This is a genomic window from Klebsiella sp. K-3 (assembly GCF_051207495.1).
In the GTDB taxonomy this organism is placed as follows: domain Bacteria; phylum Pseudomonadota; class Gammaproteobacteria; order Enterobacterales; family Enterobacteriaceae; genus Klebsiella; species Klebsiella aerogenes.
This window is the reverse complement of record NZ_JBPNXF010000001.1, coordinates 318,511-335,645: the sequence shown is the minus strand read 5'-3', so window position 1 is coordinate 335,645 and position 17,135 is coordinate 318,511. Positions and strand designations below refer to the sequence as shown.

The 17,135-nt window shown below is 60.5% G+C and carries 12 protein-coding genes; 6 read left to right on the top strand and 6 right to left on the bottom strand.

Going from position 1 to position 17,135, the window contains the following annotated elements; translation table 11 throughout:
* Positions 1-42: 42 nt before the first annotated feature.
* The gene (gene entS, locus ACSEMK_RS01555; RefSeq protein WP_430914398.1) at positions 43-1,284 is read right to left on the bottom strand and encodes an enterobactin transporter EntS; all 1,242 of its coding nucleotides are present in this window, start codon (positions 1,282-1,284) and stop codon (positions 43-45) included.
* Between the two features lie 112 nt (positions 1,285-1,396).
* On the opposite strand from entS, the gene fepD reads away from it, so the two are divergent.
* The 3 genes from fepD to fepC are packed head-to-tail and all read left to right on the top strand — an operon-like array spanning position 1,397 to position 4,184.
* Entirely contained in the window at positions 1,397-2,404 is a 1,008-nt protein-coding gene (gene fepD, locus ACSEMK_RS01550) for a Fe(3+)-siderophore ABC transporter permease (RefSeq protein ID WP_213794466.1), read from the top strand.
* Entirely contained in the window at positions 2,404-3,393 is a 990-nt protein-coding gene (gene fepG, locus ACSEMK_RS01545) for an iron-enterobactin ABC transporter permease (protein WP_213317422.1), read from the top strand. Before fepD ends, fepG begins: the two co-directional genes overlap by 1 nt.
* Positions 3,390-4,184, top strand: a complete 795-nt coding sequence (gene fepC, locus ACSEMK_RS01540; protein ID WP_087860268.1) for an iron-enterobactin ABC transporter ATP-binding protein — start codon at positions 3,390-3,392, stop codon at positions 4,182-4,184. Before fepG ends, fepC begins: the two co-directional genes overlap by 4 nt.
* A gap of 87 nt (positions 4,185-4,271) precedes the next feature.
* Here fepC and entF read toward each other — a convergent pair whose 3' ends face one another.
* The 3 genes from entF to fes are packed head-to-tail and all read right to left on the bottom strand — an operon-like array spanning position 4,272 to position 9,639.
* Positions 4,272-8,153: an enterobactin non-ribosomal peptide synthetase EntF gene (gene entF / locus ACSEMK_RS01535; protein ID WP_430914399.1), complete on the bottom strand. Its 3,882-nt coding sequence runs from the start codon at positions 8,151-8,153 to the stop codon at positions 4,272-4,274.
* Between the two features lie 10 nt (positions 8,154-8,163).
* Entirely contained in the window at positions 8,164-8,367 is a 204-nt protein-coding gene (locus tag ACSEMK_RS01530; protein WP_015367778.1) for an MbtH family protein, read from the bottom strand.
* Positions 8,368-8,370: 3 nt separating this feature from the next.
* The gene (gene fes / locus ACSEMK_RS01525; RefSeq protein WP_430914477.1) at positions 8,371-9,639 is read right to left on the bottom strand and encodes an enterochelin esterase; all 1,269 of its coding nucleotides are present in this window, start codon (positions 9,637-9,639) and stop codon (positions 8,371-8,373) included.
* A 236-nt stretch (positions 9,640-9,875) separates the two neighbouring features.
* Between fes and fepA the strand changes: the two genes are divergently transcribed.
* A complete protein-coding gene (gene fepA / locus ACSEMK_RS01520; protein ID WP_430914400.1) occupies positions 9,876-12,104 on the top strand; it encodes a siderophore enterobactin receptor FepA in 2,229 nt (742 codons plus the stop codon).
* A 44-nt stretch (positions 12,105-12,148) separates the two neighbouring features.
* Here fepA and ACSEMK_RS01515 read toward each other — a convergent pair whose 3' ends face one another.
* Entirely contained in the window at positions 12,149-13,090 is a 942-nt protein-coding gene (locus tag ACSEMK_RS01515) for a transketolase C-terminal domain-containing protein (RefSeq protein WP_113373817.1), read from the bottom strand.
* Positions 13,083-13,913 (bottom strand): transketolase, encoded by an 831-nt coding sequence (locus ACSEMK_RS01510; RefSeq protein ID WP_087860274.1) that lies wholly within the window; start codon positions 13,911-13,913, stop codon positions 13,083-13,085. Before ACSEMK_RS01510 ends, ACSEMK_RS01515 begins: the two co-directional genes overlap by 8 nt.
* A 373-nt stretch (positions 13,914-14,286) precedes the next feature.
* On the opposite strand from ACSEMK_RS01510, the gene ACSEMK_RS01505 reads away from it, so the two are divergent.
* Both ACSEMK_RS01505 and ACSEMK_RS01500 read left to right on the top strand, forming a co-directional pair.
* Positions 14,287-15,237, top strand: a complete 951-nt coding sequence (locus ACSEMK_RS01505) for a sugar-binding transcriptional regulator (RefSeq protein WP_087860276.1) — start codon at positions 14,287-14,289, stop codon at positions 15,235-15,237.
* Positions 15,238-15,585: 348 nt separating this feature from the next.
* Positions 15,586-17,106, top strand: a complete 1,521-nt coding sequence (locus tag ACSEMK_RS01500; RefSeq protein ID WP_271032744.1) for an FGGY family carbohydrate kinase — start codon at positions 15,586-15,588, stop codon at positions 17,104-17,106.
* The last annotated feature ends 29 nt before the right edge of the window (positions 17,107-17,135 follow it).

Genomic DNA, 17,135 nt, shown 5'->3' with positions numbered 1-17,135 from the left:
CAGGCCCCGGAGCAATCCGGGGCCTTTTTGCTATTATCGCGCTTAACTTTCGCTGACCATCTCCGGACGCTGAAAACGACGTAGCTCGCGCAATAAGCCAATCAGTAATACGCCAACAATCACCAGCGCCCAGCCGCTGGCGCTGGCTGAAGCCACCGGGGTCATCACCGCCCCTAATCCGCCAAGCAACGCCGCGCCAATGGCATCGCCGGTGACGTTCTGCGCGGTCCACAGGCCATTAATGCGCCCCAGCATATTCTCCGGCGTTTGCGTCTGGATAAGCGTGTACTGTAGCAGCGAGCTTATCGCGCTCAGCCAACCAAACAGCGCCAGACAGAGCGCGCCCAGCGCCCAGAACGGCATCACGCTGAATAAAGCGATCGCCACAAATGACCCTACCGTTGTCATCAGCATCAACGCTCCCGGCCTGGCGGTATGCGCCAGTTGCCCGCTGGTTAACGCTCCCAGCGCCGCGCCAAGTGGGATGGCGGCGTACAACAGGCCAATTTGCGAATTTGACATCTGCCAGCCTTCCGCCAGCGCCGGATAAAGCACCCGCACCGCGCTGGCCATCGTCAACAGGCCGCCGAGCAGCGCAATACCGCCAATAAGCGGGCTATTAAAGAGAAATTTTAGCCCCGCCAGTAACGATTTCAGCGGATGCTCGCGCGGCTGCGGCGGTGGCGGCAGCAGCGGCAGGCGTAGCAGCGTCAGGGTGGTAATGAACGTCCCTGCCGCCGCCAGGCCATAGTTCCAGGCCACACCACCGGTCGCCAGCAATAGTCCGCCAATCATCGGCGAGATCACCGAACCGAGACGCACGGTCAACATGGTGATCGCCCCTGCCTGCATCAGATTTTCGCGGCCGACTAACGCCGGCGTTGCCGCCAATAGCGCGGTTACGCCTAAAGAGGCGAAGAAGCCATCCCAGATCCCCAGCAGGTAAATTACCGCCAGCGAGGGTTCCGGCAGCATGGCGTTCAGGCACAGGCCGACGAAGCCAACGCCGCAGGTGCCACGCGCCAGCAGGATCAGGCGTTTGCGTTCATAACGGTCGGCCAACACGCCGCCGACCATCAGCCCAATGAACATTGAACAGCCGGTCAACATCACTGAGAGGCCCACCTGCCAGGTCGAATGGGTCATCATCTGGATTTGTACCGGGATCGCCACGCCTAGCAGGCCAAGCGACAGGATCGAGATAAAGCGAGCGATAAAGACGGCGCGGAACGCCGGATGGGTGCGCAGGAGGCTGACATTAAGCAGCCGGGAAGGTCGGTTCATGCAAGGGCCTTGTCGTTATTTTTCATACCATTTTTATGGTTTCTCATGATAACATACCTGAATAAAATCGATAACGATAACTACTATCATTATCATGTCAGGGATTTGAACTATGTCGTTTTCTACGACCACGGTGCGCGCCGTCGCCGTGCCTGGTCTCTTGTTACTTTTAGCTCTCGCGATTGCGCTCAGCCTGCTTATCGGCGCCAAACCTCTGCCGCCTTCCGTGATTGTCGATGCCTTTTCCGGCAGTTGTCAGAGCGCCGACTGTACCATCGTACTGGATGCCCGCCTGCCGCGTACGCTGGCCGGATTGCTCGCCGGCTGCGCGCTCGGTCTCGCCGGCGCGCTGATGCAAACCCTCACCCGTAACCCGTTGGCCGACCCGGGCCTGCTCGGCGTCAACTCCGGCGCCAGCTTCGCCATCGTGTTAGGCGCGGCGCTGTTGGGTATCACTTCGCCGCAGGAGCAGCTGCTGATGGCCTTCTGCGGCGCCTTCGCCGCGTCGCTACTGGTCGCGTTTACCGGCAGCCAGGGCGGCGGCCAGCTTAGCCCGGTGCGCCTGACCCTGGCGGGCGTGGCGCTGGCGGCGGTACTGGAAGGCTTATCTAACGGCATCGCCCTGCTCAACCCGGACGTATATGACCAGCTGCGCTTCTGGCAGGCCGGTTCGCTGGATATTCGCACCCTGCAAACGCTGAAAATCGTCCTGCTGCCGGTACTGATTGCCGCCGCGGTAACGCTGTTTCTCAGCCGGGCGCTAAACAGCCTGAGTCTCGGCGCCGACACCGCCACCGCGCTCGGTAGCCGGGTCGCGCGCACCCAGCTTATCGGCCTGCTGGCGATCACCGTTCTGTGCGGCAGCGCGACGGCGCTGGTCGGCCCTATCGCCTTTATCGGCCTGATGATGCCGCATATGGCGCGCTGGCTGGTGGGAGCGGATCATCGCTGGTCATTGCCGGTCACGCTACTCGCCACCCCCGCCCTGTTGCTGTTTGCCGACGTGCTTGGCCGCCTGTTGGTGCCCGGTGAACTGCGCGTTTCGGTGGTCAGCGCCTTTATCGGCGCGCCGGTGCTGATCTGGCTGGTTCGCCGTCAGCCGCGAGGAGGTGCGCTGTGATGGCCCCTTCCCGTCGCCTGATTTTCTGCTGCCTGCTGCTGATCGCCGCCAGTCTGCTGGTGTCGCTGCTCGGTCTGGGTAATGGCCTGGTGCCGCTCAGCATCGAACAGGTGGTTTCGGCGCTACTCGGCGACGCACCGCGTAACGTCAGCATGGTGGTCACCGAATGGCGCTTGCCGCGCGTGCTGATGGCGCTGCTGATCGGCGCCGGGCTTGGCGTCAGCGGCGCCATTTTTCAGTCATTGATGCGTAACCCGCTGGGTAGCCCGGACGTAATGGGCTTCAACACCGGCGCCTGGAGCGGCGTGCTGGTGGCGATGGTGATGTTCGGCCAGAACCTGACCGCCATCGCGCTGGCGGCAATGCTTGGCGGCGTGCTGACCTCGCTGGTGGTGTGGCTGCTGGCGTGGCGCAACGGCATAGAAACCTTCCGCCTGATCATTATCGGCATCGGCGTGCGCGCCATGCTGGTGGCATTCAATACCTGGCTGCTGCTGCGCGCGTCGCTTGAGACCGCCCTTTCCGCCGGATTATGGAATGCCGGTTCGCTCAACGGCCTGACGTGGGGCAAAACCTGGCCTTCGGCGCCGCTGATTCTGCTGATGTTGGCGTGCGGCGCGCTGCTGGCGCGGCGGATGCGGCTGCTGGAGATGGGCGACGATACCGCCTGCGCGCTGGGGGTTCGGGTCGAACGTTCGCGCCTGCTGCTGATGCTGGTGGCGGTGCTGCTGACCGCTTCCGCCACCGCGCTGGCCGGGCCTATTTCTTTCGTCGCGCTGGTCGCGCCGCATATCGCCCGGCGGATAAGCGGTACCGCACGCTGGGGGTTAACCCAGTCGGCGCTGTGCGGCGCGCTGCTGCTGGCGCTGGCCGATTACTGCGCTCAGCGCCTGTTCATGCCTTATCAGTTACCGGTTGGGGTGGTCACCGTCAGTCTTGGCGGTATCTACCTCATCGCGTTATTAATTCAGGAGTCCCGCAAAAAATGACCGCTGTAACTTCCCGTTTGCGCGGCGACCAGTTGACCCTGGCCTACGGCAAAAAGACCATCGCCGAATCGCTGAATGTCACAATTCCTGACGGTCATTTCACGGCGATTATCGGCCCCAACGGCTGTGGTAAATCAACTCTGCTGCGGACCCTTAGCCGTCTGATGACGCCGTCCAGCGGACACGTTTATCTCGACGGCGAGCAGATCCAGCGCTACGCCAGCAAAGAGGTGGCGAAGCGGATTGGCCTGCTGGCGCAGAATGCCACCACGCCCGGCGATATCACCGTACAAGAGCTAGTGGCGCGCGGTCGCTATCCGCACCAGCCGATGTTTACCCGTTGGCGTAAAGAAGATGAAACAGCGGTAAATAACGCGATGCGGGCGACGGGTATTGTCGACCTCGCGCTGCAGAGCGTGGATACCCTCTCCGGCGGCCAGCGCCAGCGGGCATGGATTGCGATGGTACTGGCGCAGGAGACGGCGATTATGCTGCTTGATGAGCCGACGACCTGGCTGGATATCAGCCATCAGATCGACCTGCTGGAACTGTTAAGCGAGCTGAATCGCGAGAAGGGATATACGCTGGCGGCGGTACTGCACGATCTCAATCAGGCCTGCCGTTACGCCACCCATCTGATCGCCCTGCGCGACGGTAAGATCGTTGCCGAAGGCGCGCCGAAAGAGATCGTCACGGCGGATCTGATTGAGCGTATCTACGGCCTGCGCTGCACGATAATCGAGGATCCGGTGGCGCATACGCCGCTGGTGGTGCCGCTGGGACGTCGTTAATCTTTTCTATATCATCTCAACCATCGCATTCCCGGCTTGCGCTGCGCTGAGCCGGGCTACCAAAAACGGGTAGCCCGAGCTCTATCGTTACCCCAGAATTTCCCGCACTACCGGGCCTATCGCTTCAAAGGCCTGCGGCGAGATAATCTCGACGTGGGCGCAGTTCTGGCTGAACACCTCCAGCTCGCCAACCCACGGCCCCCATGCGACCTGCGGATCCATCCCTTTCTGGCGCGTTTTCTCCGCCACAAATAGCGTTGCCTTACCGTCAAACTTCGCGCTGTGCGCGGTCGTCAACAGGCGCACCGCATCGGCGTAGTTACCTTCAATCGCGCTGAACAGCTCGCCGGAAGCCTGCCCCTGCTGAGCGGCGAGAAACGCTTCGCGCTCGCGGGCGATTTCCGCCAGTACTTCGGGATCCAGACCGTTCGCCTCTTTCTCCGCCCAGTTTTGCGTCTCCGGCGGCCAGGTATCGAGCAGGCCGAGGAACGCCACCTCTTCGCCGCGCTGGCGTAAACGGGCGGCAATCCCCTGCGCCAGCGTTCCGCCGAGCGAATAACCAAACAGATAGTAAGGCCCATGCGGCTGCTGCGCTAAAAGCGTGCGCAGATGGTGCTCGCAGACTTCGTCGAGGTTGGCGGCGGAGGCCATCGGCCCCGTCGGACGCGGCGACTGAATACCGGTAATCGACCAGCGCGGGCTAAGATAACGCGCCAGCACGCTGAACTGCCAGGCAAAACCGGAGGCCGGATGGAAGCAGAACAGCGTCGGACCGTCGCTCTCACGCAGCGGCAACAGCGCATCGAAGCCCAGACGCTGCGCCTGCTCGTCGCTCAGGTCGGAAGCCAGCAGCGCGCTCAGCTTGCCGACCGTCGAAGCAACCATCACCTGCCCCGGCGTCACCTGCCGCGCCAGCTCGCGGCTAAGCTGCGCCGCCAGCCGCATCGCCAGCAGCGAATGGCCGCCGAGGGCGAAGAAATCGGCCTCGATATCATTTACCTCGCAGCCCAGCAGTTGGCTGAACGCCGCGGCAACGGCCATTTCGGTAGCCGATTGCGGCGGGCGACCGCTGCGCTCGCTGCTTAAGGAGGGCAGCGGTAGCGCTTTACGATCCAGCTTACCGTTGGCGCTGAGCGGGAAAGATTCCAGTTGGATCAACACCACCGGCACCATGTGCGGCGGCAGCTGTTCGCTAAGACGCGCCTTCAGCGCCGCCACGTCCAGCGGCTGGCCGGACTCGCTCACCAGATAACCGACGAGCTGGCGGGCATCGCCGCCGGTGGCCGCGGCCTGATTGAAGACGCAGGCGTGGCACACCGCCTGCGCGACGTCCGGCAGCGCCGCCATCACCCGGTCGATCTCGCCAAGCTCAATGCGCTGGCCGCGAATTTTCAACTGATCGTCGCTGCGGCCAAGATATTCCACCGCGCCGTTATCCAGCCAGCGCGCCACATCGCCGGTGCGGTACATGCGCTCGCCGGGGGCAAACGGGTCGGCAATAAAGCGGCTGGCGGTGAGATCAGGGCGGCCCATATACCCCTGCGCCAGCTGGATGCCCGTGAGGTACAAATCACCCGCCACGCCCGGCGGCACCGGGCGCATGGCGGCATCAAGAATACGTAATCCGGTGTTCCATACCGGCCAGCCGATGGGCACGCTGTTGCCGGTTACCGCCGCCAGCTCTGGCCCGCTGGCGGGATACCAACTGACATCCACCGCCGCTTCCGTTGGCCCGTACAGGTTATGCAATGGCGCGCCGGTTAAGCGCTCCCATTCGCGACACAGTTCCGTCGGCAGCGCTTCGCCGCTACAGAAAACGCGTTTTAGCGTCCGGCAGGATGACACATTATCGCTATCCAGCGAGGCGACAAACGCCGCCAGCATCGACGGAACAAAGTGGGTGGTGGTCACGCCGTACTGCGCGAAGAACCGCTGCATCGCCTGTGGATCGCGATGCGCCTCCGGCGCCGCCATCACCAGTTGGGCGCCGGTCATAAACGGCCACCAGAATTCCCATACCGAGACATCAAAGCTGCACGGCGTCTTCTGCGCCACCACATCGGCGACGGTTAACGGATAGTGATTTTGCATCCACAACAGGCGGTTCACGATGGCGGTCTGGCCGACCATCACCCCTTTCGGCCGTCCGGTGGAACCGGAAGTAAAGATGATATACGCGGTATGTTCCGGTTTTGACAGCGCCAGCGGCGTATCATCTTCAGCAGCCAGCGGCTGCTGATAACACAAGCTGGTCAGTCCCGGAATATCGCTAAACCGGGCCAGTTGATCGTCAGAGGTAATCAGCAGCGATGGCTGCGCATCTTCCAGCATCATCCGCAGACGGTCGTCCGGGTAGCCGGTATCCAGCGGCAGCCAGGCGGCGCCGGCTTCGACGATACCGTGCAGCGCCAGCGTCAGGAAGACCGAACGCGGTAAGGCAACCGCCACGCTATCCCCCGGCTGCACGCCGCGTTGCCGCAGCAGGTTGGCCAGCGCCACCACCTGTTGGCGCATTTCGCGGTAGCTAAAGCGCCAGTTGGCATCCGCCAGCGCCGGGGCATCCGGCGTTTTCCGCGCCTGTTCCGCCACCAGCGCGCTGAGGGTAGTGGTCGGCAGCGGCATCGCGGTATTGTTGATCAACGCCAGCTGCGCGCCTTCTTCTGCCGACAGCATCTCCGCCTCGCCGCAGCGCAGCGCCGGATTGGCGGCAAACTGCGCCAGTAACGATGTCAGACGCGATACGTGGCGGTTCAGCGTGACGTCATCATAACGTGCTTTATTGGCGAGGATCTCCAGCGACAGGCCGCCGTGTTCGTCCGGAAATAATGCCAGCTCGAGGTCATTCACCGGGCCGGTGGCGAGGGTATGCGTCTGCGCCTGCACATCGTCGATATCCAACTGGTAATCAAAGACTTTGATGTTCAGCACCGGGCCAAACAGCGGTTCGTCGCCCGCCGCTTTGCCGCTATCGCGGACAATTTGCTCGGCATCGTAGCGCTGATGGCGGCGCATTTTTTTTAGTTGCCCGGAGAGACGCGTCGCCAGTTGCGCCAGCGTCTCCTGCGCGTCGATATTCACCGCCAGCGGCAGTACGTTGAGTACCGGGCCGGTGGCGGTCAGCGCCGCCGATCCCATGCGGCGCATAAAGATAAAGCCAGCCGCGTAATCCATTCGGCCACACAGCCGCCCCAGCCACAACGTCGTCAGCGCCAGCGCCAGATCGGCACGCTGGCACTGCGGCGCGCTGGCGGCGAGCTGGCTGAAGACAGCCGGATCGGCCTCCAGTTTCAGGCGCCAGATATCGCTGCTGGTCGCCCGCCCGGCCAGCGGCGCGTCTGATAGCGAGGCCGGAGACGGCAACGCCTGACGCTGCGCCTGCCAGAAGGCTTTATCGCGCTGCCACGCCTCGCTGCCGTAGTAGCGCTGATACTCTTCTACCACCTCGGCGAACGGCGAAAACGGTGAATCCGGCGTCTCTTCGCCGCGTTGCCAGGCACGATAAATAGCGGCGATCTGGCGGGTAATGGCCGGGAAGCTAAAGCCATCGACCAGCAAATGGTGATAGCGCTGATACCAGTACCAGCAGTCGTCGCCAACGCGCATGAGCTGATGGCAGACCAGCGGATTACCGCTATCGACGCGCAGATTCTGCCCGAGATCGCTTTGCATCAGCGCCAGCGCGGCCATGTGCGGATCGGCCTGCTGGCGCAGGTCGACGCTTTGCGGCTCGGCAAACTCGCGCGCATCATCAACCCACTGCCATGCTTCGCCGTTATCTTCACAAAAGCGCATGCTCAGGGTATCGGCCTGCTTAAGCCCGGCGACGATCGCCTTACTCAGCAGCGCCGGATCAAGATTGCCGCGCAGTTCAACATAGTGGGCAACGCTCCAGGCGCCGGGTAGCGTGGAGAGGCGTTCAGCCATCCAAATTCCCGGCTGCGCCGCAACCAGCGGTAAACGTGTACTCATCGAAAGCTCCTCAGGAGGCGTAGTGCGCTGGGATAAGGGTTGACCAGTTGGCGGCAAGCCAGGCGTTACAGGCCTCTAATGACTGCGGCGGACACTCCACCGTCCAGCCTGTCGGCAGCGCGCAGTGATGCGGCCACAGGCTATATTGCCCCTGTGCGTTGCGCAGAATGTAAAACTGCCCTTGCGGATTGTCGAAGGGGTTGCTGAATTGCATCTCTCACTCCTCATTAAGCGCGTGTTGTTGCCCGCGGCGCAAAGGCTGCCACAGCTGGATAAGCCCGGACGTCAGCCCGCCGCGCCAGCATAGCGCGTCATGACCGCCGTCAACCTGGCGCCAGAAAACGGACGGCGTGGTCTGCCGTAGTTGCGCGAAAAGCGCCTGGTTGGCGCGAAAAATAATCGGCTCGCGCACGCCGGCTTCCAGCCAGATACGCAGCCCCTGCGGTCGAAGCTCGCCGCGCTGCAGTTGTTCAAGTATCACTCCCGGCTGGCTACTGCCGCGCTGCGGCCACCAGTACGACCCCGACTGGCTCAGAACGCAGCCAAAACGCTGCGGCCAGTGGAGCGCGGCATACATCGCCGCCAGACCGCCGAAGCTCTGCCCCGCCACCACCGTCCGGTCGGCGCGATCGCTGAATGGCGCCACGGCGTGCACCTGCGGCAGCAGTTCTTCCTGTACCGCCAGCCAGAAATCACGATTACAGGGCAGCTCGACGCTGCGGTGTTGATTGTCGATAACGTCGATCAGCACATAGACCGCCGGCGGTAGGCGACCTTCCCGCGTCAGCCCCGCCAACGGCGCAAAAATCGGCATGCTTTCGGCCCAGAACTGGCCGTCAAGCAGGACCGCCAGTGGGCGATCCGTCCCACTGCCGGTGGTGTAAATCCACACTCGTCGCTGGTTACCTAATCGCTGGCTGCGCCATTCAATACAGCGCGGCGCTGGTGAAACCGGCTCGCGATAATGCCAACCCGGCTGTTCCGGCGCCTGCGGCAGTTCCAGCGCCGAGACCGCGTGGCCGCGTCCCCCCTTCCAGCTTTGAGGATTGCGGGGATCGGCAATCGCCCGCGGCAGCAGTTTGCGCCAGCCTTCGCGCAGCAGCGCGCGGTCCGGCGCTTCACCGTTAAAAAGCTGCGGGGAAAAATCGTCGTCGCGTTCGGAGGGAATAAAACAGTAGCTGCCGCGCCAGCTGGCGGGGAGCGTGGTTTGCCAGCGCCAGGCATCGGTACCGGGGATGCGCTGCAGGGTTTGCGGCGCCGCGTTGTGGTGATGATCGGTGACGCCGGTAATGTAAATCCACACCCGCCGAATCGGCGACGTGGTTTCGCTGCCTGCCGGATCGCGCCACCAGAAGGTCACCCGATATGCGTCGCCCAGCGCCTCAGTCTGCGGGCCGGCGATCCCCCGCCACCAGTCATCACTTCCCGTTATTTGCATTCCGTCAGTAACCCTATGTTTACCGTGATTTTTATCAACAAAGGTAATATTTATTGATAATATTATTGATAACTATTTGCATTTGCAATAGCGTATTAACGCGCCTATGGGTAGCGCGTCTTCTCATTACATTAAATCAAGGTCAGAGAGGGTCTTTTCTGAGCGTTTGGCTCGGTCGGCTACGGAAAGCGTTCACCTTCTACTGGCTACATTTATGCCGTCTCCCCTCCCGGTGGGAAGGGGCTTCTGGGGAAAGCGGCAAAGAAAAGCGGAACTGACTTACAATGAATAACAGGATTAAGTCCCTGGCCTTAATGGTCAATCTGGGTATCTACGGGGTGGCATTCCCGCTGTGCGCGGCAGAAGAAACCACCGACAGTAAACAAGCCGCCGGTGAAGAAACGATGGTCGTCACCGCCGAGGTGCAAAACCTGCAGGCGCCGGGCGTTTCGACCATTACCGCCGATGAAATTCGCAAACGTCCGCCGGCGCGCGACGTCTCTGAAATCATCCGTACCATGCCGGGCGTCAACCTGACCGGCAACTCCACCAGCGGCCAGCGCGGCAACAATCGCCAGATTGATATTCGCGGTATGGGCCCGGAAAACACCTTAATCCTGATTGACGGTAAGCCCGTGACCAGCCGTAACTCCATTCGTCTCGGCTGGCGCGGCGAGCGCGACACCCGCGGCGATACCAGCTGGGTACCGCCGGAAATGATCGAACGTATAGACGTTATCCGCGGCCCGGCGGCGGCGCGCTACGGCAACGGCGCGGCGGGCGGCGTGGTCAACATCATTACTAAAAAATTCGACAACCAGTGGCATGGTTCGTGGAACGCCTACATGAACATGCCGGAGCATAAAGACGAAGGCGCGACCAAGCGTACCGACTTTAGCCTCAGCGGCCCGCTGGGCGGCGATTTCAGCTTCCGCATGTACGGCAACCTCGATAAAACCCAGGCTGATGCCTGGGATATCAACCAGGGCCATCAGTCTGAACGTACCGGCATTTACGCCGATACCCTGCCCGCCGGGCGTGAAGGGGTAGAAAACAAAAACATCAACGGCGTGGTGCGCTGGGATTTCGCGCCGATGCAGTCGCTGGAGTTTGAAGCCGGCTATAGCCGCCAGGGCAACCTGTATGCCGGTGATACGCAAAACACCAACAGCAACGATCTGGTGAAAGAGAACTACGGTAAAGAGACCAACCGTCTCTATCGCAATACTTACTCCGTGACCTGGAACGGCGGCTGGGATAACGGCGTGACCACCAGCAACTGGGCGCAGTACGAACACACCCGCAACTCGCGTAAAGGCGAAGGTCTGGCGGGCGGCACCGAGGGGATCTTCAGCAGCAACCAGTTTACCGATATCGACCTGTCGGACATGATGCTGCACAGCGAAGTCAATATTCCGTTCGACCTGTGGGTTAACCAGAACCTGACGCTGGGTAGTGAATGGAACCAGCAGCGCATGAAGGACAACGCCTCTAATACCCAGGAACTCTCTGGCGGTGAAATTCCGGGCTATGACAGCACCGGCCGCAGCCCGTATTCGAAAGCGGAAATCTTCTCCCTGTTCGCCGAGAACAACATGGAAGTGACCGATACCACCATGCTGACGCCGGCGCTGCGTTTCGATCACCACAGTATTGTCGGTAATAACTGGAGCCCGTCGTTGAACCTGTCGCAGGGTCTGGGCGACGACTTTACCCTGAAAATGGGTATCGCCCGCGCCTATAAAGCTCCGAGCTTGTATCAGACCAACCCCAACTATATTCTCTACAGTAAAGGTCAGGGCTGCTACGCCAGCCAAGCAGGCTGCTACCTGCAAGGGAATGACGATTTAAAAGCAGAGACCAGCATCAACAAAGAGATCGGCCTCGAGTTCAAACGCGACGGCTGGCTGGCGGGGGTTACCTGGTTCCGTAACGATTACCGCAACAAGATTGAAGCGGGATATGCCCCAGTTTATCGCAATACTAAAGGGACCGACCTGTACCAATGGGAAAACGTGCCGAAAGCGGTAGTTGAAGGGCTGGAAGGCACGTTGAACGTGCCGGTCAGCGAGACGGTGAACTGGACCAACAACATCACCTACATGCTGCAGAGTAAGAACAAAGAGACCGGCGATCGCCTGTCGATTATTCCGGAATACACGCTGAACTCGACGCTGAGCTGGCAGGTTTATCAGGACGTTTCTGTGCAATCGACCTTCACCTGGTACGGCAAGCAGGAACCGAAGAAGTACAACTACAAAGGCCAGCCGGTCACCGGCAGCGAGAAGAACGAGGTCAGCCCGTATAGCATCCTCGGCCTGAGCGCGACCTGGGACGTGACCAAAAACGTCAGCCTGACCGGCGGCGTGGATAACGTCTTCGACAAGCGCCACTGGCGCGCGGGTAACGCCCAAACGACCGGCGGCGACAAAGGGAGTATGTACGGCGCTGGCGCGGAGACCTATAACGAATCCGGCCGTACCTGGTATATGAGCGTCAACACCCACTTCTGATAATATTAGTGTCTGACGCCCTCCCCGCCGGGAGGGCGTTTTTTTCAACACTGCGCTATTTTCTGTACCCGCGCGACAATCGACGCCGCATCAAAACCGTGATACTGACGCAACCAGCCGCGATCGGCGGCCGCCGCATACTCGCCATCCGGGATCCCCAGACGCTGCAAGGCAATCCCCGCGCCCGCTTCCGCCAGCACTTCGGCGACCAGGCTCCCCAGCCCGCCGTTGACGTTATGTTCTTCGACGGTAATAACTGAACGGCATGACTGCAGCGCCGCCAGCAGCGCCGTGGTATCGCAGGGACGAATCGACGGCACGCTGACCACTTTCGCCTCAATGCCGAGGTCGGCAAGCTGCTGCGCCGCCTCCACCGCTTCGTGCACCGTTGAACCGGTCGCTACCAGCGCCACCGCTTCGCCTTCGCGCAGGGTCAGTACCGCGCCGGGCACAAAACGGTACGCTTCGTCATGCAACTCCGGCAGCGCCTTGCCGTCAAGGCGGATATAAACCGGCCCCTGATACGCCAGGGCGTAGTCGATAATCTGCCGACATTCGCGCGGCGTAGAGGGGGCGAAAATCTGGATATTGCCGAAACCACGCATTATCGCCAAATCATCTATGGCATGGTGGGTACTGGCCAGTGGGCCATAGCTGGCCCCGGCGTTAAGGCCAAACAGCTTGACGTTGGTGTTGTTGTAGCAGACATCGACTTTAATCTGCTCGTTAGCGCGGGAGACAAGGAACGGCGCGGCGTTACAGGTCACCGCCACTTTACCGCCGAGCGCCAGCCCCGCGGCGGTGCCGACCATGCTCTGCTCGGCGATACCGACGTTAACCAGCCGTCCGGGAAACTGCTTAATAAAAGGAGCGATCTTGGCCGTTGAGGTGGAGTCCGCGACCACCGGCACCAGATCGACGCCCTTTTCCACCGCGGCGATAAACGCCTCGACCATCACGTTCGCCAGGTGTTCTGCATTACTCATCTTTCAGTTCCTCCAGCGCCAGTGCGATTTCCTCGCCTTTCGGCACCCGGTGATGCCACTCCGGGCGCCCCTGGATAAAGGAGATGCCCGCGCCCTTCGTGGTGTTGGCAATAATGACGTTAGGTTTACCGTTCTGCTGCAGCCCTTCGATAGCCGCGACCACCGAGGCCATATCGTTACCCTCGCATTCGCTGACCTCCATGCCGAAGGCGCGCCATTTATCGGCCAGCGGATCGGTATTCATAATTTCGCGGGTTGGCCCAGCCAGCTGAAGATTGTTCTTATCATTAATAATGACCAGGTTATCGAGACCATAATGGGCCGCCGCCAGCGCCGCCTCCCAGTTACTGCCTTCCGCCAGTTCGCCGTCGCCGGTGATTAAAAAGATGCGGCGGGAGCTATTGCTTTTCTTTGCGGCCAGCGCCAGCCCCACCGCAACGGGCAAACCGTGGCCCAGCGCGCCGGTGTTTAGCTCAATGCCCGGCGTTTTCTGCCGCACCGGATGGCCGGGAAGGTGCGAGTTCGCGTGCTGGTAGGTCTCCAGCCATTCGATCGGGAAGAAACCCGCTTCCGCCAGTACGCAGTAGTAGCAGCCCACCGCATGGCCTTTCGACTGGATATAGATATCGCGCTGCGGGTCGTCAAGACGATCGGGCGCCGCATTGAGCACACGGAAGTAGAGCGCGGTTAACAGCTCGACCTGCGACAGGTCGGCCCCGGTGTGCCCGCCCGCCGGACTATTGGCGTTTAAGCGGACAATGTGGCGGCGCACGGCGCGCGCTTTGCGCTCAAGCGTCTGGACATCAAATCTGTAGGGATTCATTTAATACCTCTGAATTTATTTTCAATATGGAATATTTATTCCGTCAGGGACTAAAAAAACCAGATATCCCCATGCCGGTGGTTAGCCTTCCACCACAGCGCCGTACTCAGGAACATTCTGCCTCCCGCTCCAGGCGAAGCCCGGATAAACTCGTTGACTCAAAGCCACCCTGAATATATATTCAATGATGATTCTTTATTCGATTATGACCTGGCTGTTTTGTTTTTGTCCATAGTCGATTTTGATGAGTGGTAAAAATTTGACCACCATCACACTTAAGTGTGATTTTTTTTCGCGTATGATAAAAGTCACTACGATAATGGCTGCAGCTAAACGCCTGAAGAAAGGCGATAAATGATTTTCGAGGATAAATATGGCTAAGCAGGATGAACAACGGCTATTGGTGAAGATTGCCACGCTTTACTATCTGGAAGGACGAAAGCAGTCTGATATCGCCCAACTTCTCTCGCTATCTCAGTCATTTGTCTCTCGCGCGATTACCCGCTGCCAAAAAGAGGGCGTCGTGAAAATCAGCGTCGTGCAGCCATCGAATATTTTCCTCAATCTTGAAAAGGGGCTTGAGGATCGCTACGGGCTTAAACAGGCGGTGGTGGTCGATACCGAAGAAGAGGCCAGCGACCATACTATCAAGCGGGCGATAGGTTCGGCCGCCGCGCACTACCTGGAAACCCGCCTGCGGCCAAAAGATCTAATTGGCGTCTCTTCATGGAGCTCGACCATCCGCGCAATGGTTGATGAGGTCCACGCGCAAAATCTGAAGGCCAGCGGCGTCATCCAGCTGCTTGGCGGCGTCGGGCCCAACGGCAACGTGCAGGCGACGATCCTCACCCAGACGCTGGCCCAGCGTCTTAACTGTGATGCCTGGCTGCTGCCGTCGCAGAGCATCGAAGGTTCCATGGAAGAGCGCAACCGCCTGCTGGCCAGTAAAGATGTCGCCGACGTGGTTTCCCGCTTTGACGAGGTCGATATCGCCATTGTCGGCATTGGAATTCTCGAACCTTCCCAGTTGCTGAAAACGTCGGGTAACTATTATCACGAAGATATGCTGCAGGTGCTGGCGGCGCGCGGCGCGGTTGGCGATATCTGCCTGCACTACTACGACAAATACGGCCAGCCGGTGTTGCGTGATGATGAAGATCCAGTGATCGGCATGGCGCTGGAGAAAGTCAAAAAATGCCCGAACGTGGTCGCGCTGGCCGGCGGCACCGACAAAGTCGCGGCAATTAAAGGCGCGCTTACCGGCGGCTATATCGACGTTTTAATCACCGATTACCCCACCGCCAGACTACTGGTTAGCGACTAACCCACCGCAGTTTCCCGCCTCGACAATCCCTGAGGCTGTTTTTTCAGCCACAGGGATTGCAAAATAAATAATTATAATTCAATAAATTAAGCCATCCCCCTCCCCGTCTTCGCGGCATATTCCCAATCTGTGAAATGTGATTGCCAGCACAATTGATGATTTTTCAGGTAGCCCATCACCGGGTTTGTGGCTTAAGGTATCAAATAAATAATCACTATCGAATATATATTCAGTGATGAAAAAGCGATAACGATATGTCACATCATGGCCTGCATAGACGCATGCAATGGCCGGAGATAAACCATTCTCCGCCGTTCCAGGACAATGTGTGACCGAGGAGAGCATCATATGCAGGCGACAGCCAAAGAGTTCATCATTGCGCTGGATGAAGGCACCACCAACGCGAAAGCCGTGGTGCTGGACGGCAAAGGCAAAGTTAGCGTCAAGTTCTCGCAGCCGCTGGCGATCCAAACCCCGCGCGAAGGTTGGGTGGAACAATCCGGCGAGGCGCTGGTGGCGGCCTCGCTGGCGGTGATCGCCAAAGCGGTGGCTCACGTTGGCGCGGAAAACGTCGCGGCGCTGGCTATCAGCAATCAACGAGAAACCGCCATCGGCTGGTATCGCGCCAGCGGTGAACCGATTAACGCCGCCATCACCTGGCAATGCACCCGCAGCGCCGCGTTCTGCGACACCCTGCGTCGCGATCGTCAGGAACAGCGCATTAAGCACGCCACCGGCCTGCCGATTGCGCCGCTGTTTTCCGCCTCCAAAATGCGCTGGCTGCTGGACGCCACTCCCGACGGCTATCAGCTTGCCGAACGCGGCGAGATTTGCCTCGGCACTATCGACAGCTGGCTGCTGTGGAATTTGACCGGCGGACAATCCTTCTTCTGCGATTACTCCAACGCCGCCCGCACCCAATTGCTGAATCTGCACCGCGGCGAGTGGGATGACGAGATGCTGACGCTGTTTGGTATTCCGCGCGCGGCGCTGCCGGAGATTAAACCGTCGAGCGGTCTGTTTGGCTACACCAAAGGGCTAACGGCGATCCCCGACGGTATCCCGGTGATGGCGATGATCGGCGACTCACACGCCGCGCTATTCGGCCACGCGCTTGGCGAAGCTGGCTGTGTGAAAGCCACCTACGGCACCGGCTCCTCGGTGATGGCGCCGGTCAAATCGGCCCAGTGCGATATTGCCGCTCTGGCGACCACCGTCGCCTGGCACGATGGCGACCAGCTGGTGTGGGGGCTGGAAGGCAACATTCCCCATACCGGCGATGCGGTAGCATGGATGGCGGACAGCACCGGACTGAGCGAACTCTCCGCCGCCGACCTGGCCCACGAGCTGAATACCCTGCCCGCCTCTGTCGATTCGACTTTAGGGGTCTACTTCGTACCGGCGCTGACCGGGCTCGGCGCCCCCTGGTGGGACGACAGCGCCCGCGGGGTGATCTGCGGTCTGAGCCGCGGCGTCAAGCGCGCGCACCTGATCCGCGCGGCGCTGGAATCCATTACCTATCAAATCGCCGACGTGGTGGCGGCGATGCGCCAGCACGCTGAATTCACCCTGACGGCGTTAATGGTCGACGGCGGCCCAACCAACAACGACTGGCTGATGCAATATCAGGCCGACCTGCTCGGCTGCCCGGTGATGCGCAGCGATATCCCGGAACTGTCCGCCATCGGCGCGGCGTTGCTGGCGCGAAAAGCCCTCACTCCGGGTGAAACCGCCGACCTGCAAGCCTTCTTAACCGAACACAGCGCTTTTCAACCCGACATGGCCCGCCACCAGCGCCTACAGCAGCGCTGGCAGGAGTGGCGCCATGCGGTAAACAGAACATTATGGAAACCGGATTCGCCGGCCTGATGCCCATCGGCGTCAGATTGGGCGACGAA

Bases quoted from the DNA above. Each gene is read 5' to 3' on its own strand.
- entS (WP_430914398.1), bottom strand. From the start codon at position 1,284: ATGAACCGACCTTCCCGGCTGCTTAATGTCAGCCTCCTGCGCACCCAT.
- fepD (WP_213794466.1), top strand. From the start codon at position 1,397: ATGTCGTTTTCTACGACCACGGTGCGCGCCGTCGCCGTGCCTGGTCTC.
- fepG (WP_213317422.1), top strand. From the start codon at position 2,404: ATGGCCCCTTCCCGTCGCCTGATTTTCTGCTGCCTGCTGCTGATCGCC.
- fepC (WP_087860268.1), top strand. From the start codon at position 3,390: ATGACCGCTGTAACTTCCCGTTTGCGCGGCGACCAGTTGACCCTGGCC.
- entF (WP_430914399.1), bottom strand. From the start codon at position 8,153: ATGAGTACACGTTTACCGCTGGTTGCGGCGCAGCCGGGAATTTGGATG.
- ACSEMK_RS01530 (WP_015367778.1), bottom strand. From the start codon at position 8,367: ATGCAATTCAGCAACCCCTTCGACAATCCGCAAGGGCAGTTTTACATT.
- fepA (WP_430914400.1), top strand. From the start codon at position 9,876: ATGAATAACAGGATTAAGTCCCTGGCCTTAATGGTCAATCTGGGTATC.
- ACSEMK_RS01515 (WP_113373817.1), bottom strand. From the start codon at position 13,090: ATGAGTAATGCAGAACACCTGGCGAACGTGATGGTCGAGGCGTTTATC.
- ACSEMK_RS01510 (WP_087860274.1), bottom strand. From the start codon at position 13,913: ATGAATCCCTACAGATTTGATGTCCAGACGCTTGAGCGCAAAGCGCGC.
- ACSEMK_RS01505 (WP_087860276.1), top strand. From the start codon at position 14,287: ATGGCTAAGCAGGATGAACAACGGCTATTGGTGAAGATTGCCACGCTT.
- ACSEMK_RS01500 (WP_271032744.1), top strand. From the start codon at position 15,586: ATGCAGGCGACAGCCAAAGAGTTCATCATTGCGCTGGATGAAGGCACC.